Origin of the sequence: Bradyrhizobium betae, from assembly GCF_004123905.1 — a bacterium.
Lineage (GTDB): Bacteria > Pseudomonadota > Alphaproteobacteria > Rhizobiales > Xanthobacteraceae > Bradyrhizobium > Bradyrhizobium betae_A.
The window spans coordinates 1-3166 of sequence record NZ_MZXW01000044.1 but is presented as its reverse complement, the minus strand read 5'-3'; the positions used below and the strand labels follow the sequence as shown (position 1 = coordinate 3166).

The 3166-nt window shown below is 65.6% G+C and carries 2 protein-coding genes; both read right to left on the bottom strand.

The window, feature by feature from the left end; translation table 11 throughout:
- Positions 1-321: chemotaxis protein CheW (locus B5V03_RS31375; RefSeq protein WP_129274272.1), on the bottom strand; the 321-nt coding region annotated here is incomplete at its 3' end.
- A 21-nt stretch (positions 322-342) separates the two neighbouring features.
- Complete coding sequence (locus B5V03_RS31370) at positions 343-3165, bottom strand: hybrid sensor histidine kinase/response regulator (protein WP_129274271.1); 2823 nt, start codon at positions 3163-3165, stop codon at positions 343-345.
- Position 3166: the final 1 nt, after the last annotated feature.

Here is a 3166-nt window from a genome sequence, read left to right as displayed (position 1 = left end):
AAGCCGCAGCACCTCGCCGATCTGGTCGATCAAGAGGCCATAGGATTCACCGCGCAAATCGACGCCGACCGCCATCGGGGTCTTGCCGTCCTCGGGCTTGGGCAGGCCGAGCCGGGCGCGCATGTCGACCACGGTGACGATGCGGCCGCGCAGGTTCAAGACGCCCGCGATCTCGCGCGAGGACAAGGGAACGCGGGTGACGCGCTCCGGCATGAACACGTCCTGGACGCGGGAGATCGGCAACCCGAACAGCTGGCCGCCGATCATCGCGGTGACGTATTCGACCATGGCGCCTTCGCCGGATTGGGTCTTCTTGGTCATCAGCGTATCTCCTCGTCCTCTTTAGGCCGCTGCCCGGCTCAGCTCGGAGGCACCGGCGGCGCCCGCGGTCTGTTCCTTCAGCGCCGCGATCAGACCGGGACGGTCGAACTTGGCGACATAGTCGTGGAAGCCGGCCTGACGGCCGCGCTCGATCGCCGCCGGCGACACCAGCGCCGACAGGCCGATGATCGGCATCGCGCCGAGATTGCTGTCGGAACGGATGGTCTCGGCGAACTCGAACCCGTTCATGTCGGGCATCTCGATGTCGGTCAGGACCACGTCGAAGGTCTGGGCGCGCAGCGCGGCGAGGCCCTCCTGCGCGGTCGGCGCGGTGCGGACGCGGTAGCCGGCCGCCTTGAGCACGGGAGCCAGCATGTTGCGGAAGAACGCGCTGTCGTCGACCAGCAGCACCGACTGCGAGTGCATCGACGGCTTCATCTCCTTGCGGGTGAACCAGTCGGCGAACGCCATCGGCAGGAAGTGGCCGACATCGATCACTTCGGTGGCCTGGCCCTTGATCACGGCCGAACCGAGAATGCCGGAGGAGGAGCCGCCGACCTCGATGTTGAGCCGTTCCTCGACGATGTCGATGATCTCGTCGACGACGAGGCCCATGGAGCGGCCGTCATCGGAGAACACCAGGATCGGCTGGGCGCCCTGGCTGGCAATGGTGACGCTCTCCATGGCGACGAGCGGCATCAGCTGCTCGCGGTACTGCACCATGTAGCGGCCGTTACTGAACTCGATCTTGTCGGCGGCGAGCTCTTCCAGGCGCGTGACGAGCCCGAGCGGGACCGCCTTGGGCTGGCTGGAGCCGGCGCGGAAGACGAGGAGCGAGGTGGTCTGCTCGCCGCTTCCGATCTGATGCGCGTCGTTCTCGTTGGCCATGTCATGGGCCGAGGAGCCGGCGGCGCCGAGCGCCTTGGCAATGCCGTTGGGGTCGATGATCATGATGACCGCGCCATCGCCAAGAATGGTGTTGCCGGAGAACATGTCGATGTGACGGAGTTTCGTCGACATCGGCTTGACCACGATTTCTTCGGTGTGGAAGACGCCGTCGACGACGATACCAAAAGTCTGGCTGCCGACCTGGGTCACCACGATGAAGCCGTTCTCGGGATCGCTCGCCGCGCCGTCGTCGATCTTCAAGAGCTTCTTCAGATGGATCAGCGGCAGCAGCTTGTTGCGCAACCGAAGCACCGCGGTGTCCTTGATGCGCTCGATGCGGTGCTCTGAGTTGGCGCGGGCACGGACCAGCTCGACCACCGAGAGCTGCGGGATCGCAAAGCGGTCACCGGCGGCTTCGACGATCAGCGCCGAGACGATCGCCAGGGTCAGCGGGATCTTGATGGTGACGGAGGAGCCTTCGCCCGCCACCGACTTGATGTCGATGGTACCGCCGATCTGGTCGATATTGGTGCGCACCACGTCCATGCCGACGCCGCGGCCGGAGACCGAGGTGATGGCGGCCGCGGTCGAGAAGCCGGGCGCGAAGATGAACTTGTGGATCTGGGCTTCCGACATCTTCTCGAGCTCGGCCTCGGTGGCGAGACCGGAGGAGATCGCCTTGGCCTTGATCTTGTCGGTGTTCAGCCCACGGCCGTTGTCGGCGATGCAGATGATGATGTGGCCGCCTTCGTGATAGGCGGACAGCCGGATGGTGCCCTGCTCGCCCTTGCCGTTCGCGGTGCGCTCGGCGGGGGTCTCGAGGCCATGATCGGCGGAGTTGCGCACCATGTGGGTGAGCGGGTCCTTGATCAAATCGAGCACTTGGCGGTCGAGTTCGGTGTCGGCGCCGTGCATCTCCAGCTCGATCTGCTTGCCGAGTTCGCCCGAGAGATCGCGGACGATGCGCGGCAGCTTCTGCCAGGCATTGCCGATCGGCTGCATCCGCGTCTTCATGACGCCTTCCTGCAGCTCGGCGGTGACGTTGGAGAGGCGCTGCAGCGGCACCTTGAACTCGGTGTCCTCGTTGCGGCGGGAGATCTCCAGCAGCTGGTTGCGGGTCAGCACCAGCTCGGAGACCATGGTCATCAGATGCTCCAGCGTATCCACGTTGACGCGGATCGACTGGTTGGCGATGCTGGCGCCCTCGCCGGCGCCCTCGTCGGCCATCGACTTCTTGATGACGACTTTCTCCTTGGCGGGCTTTGCTTCCTTCGCAGCTTCCTTGGCAGCCTCCTTGGCGGCTGGCGGCGGGGCTTCAACGGCGGGCGCGGGCGCTGCCTTGACTTCGGCCTGGGCCACCGGCACCGGCACTTCGATCGCGGTCTCGCGGAAGGCACGCTCGAGCTCGTCGAGCGAGACTTCGCCCGGGCGCAACGTGCGCTCCAGCGTCTGGTCGATCAGCGAGCCCTGGGTCATTTCTTTTGCGGGTGCGGGTGCAGGCGCAGCAGCAGGGGCTTCCGGCACGAGCGGCGGCGCTTCAGCGACGGGAGCAGCGGCAATTCCCGCTGCCATCGCCGCGGTGCCCTGCTCGACCATCGCTTCCAGCTTGTCGATGAGGTCGCGGTCAGTCCCCTCGGGCTCGGCTTCGGTCGCCTCCAGGCCCGCCAAAATCTCCTTGATGCGGTCGATCGAGGCCAAAATCACCGTCACCGCGCCCGCCGTCACCGGCATGCCGTCGCGGAATTTGCTCATCAGCGTCTCGCCGGCATGCGCCAGCGCTTCAAGCCGCGGCAGTCCGAGGAAGCCGCACGTGCCCTTGATGGTGTGGACCAGGCGGAAGATGTTATCCAGGATCTTGGCGTTGTTCGGCTCCTGCTCGAACTTCACCAACTGATTGTCGACGGTGTCCAGGCTCTCGCTGGTCTCCGTCAAGAACTCCCGCAACAGATCATCCATG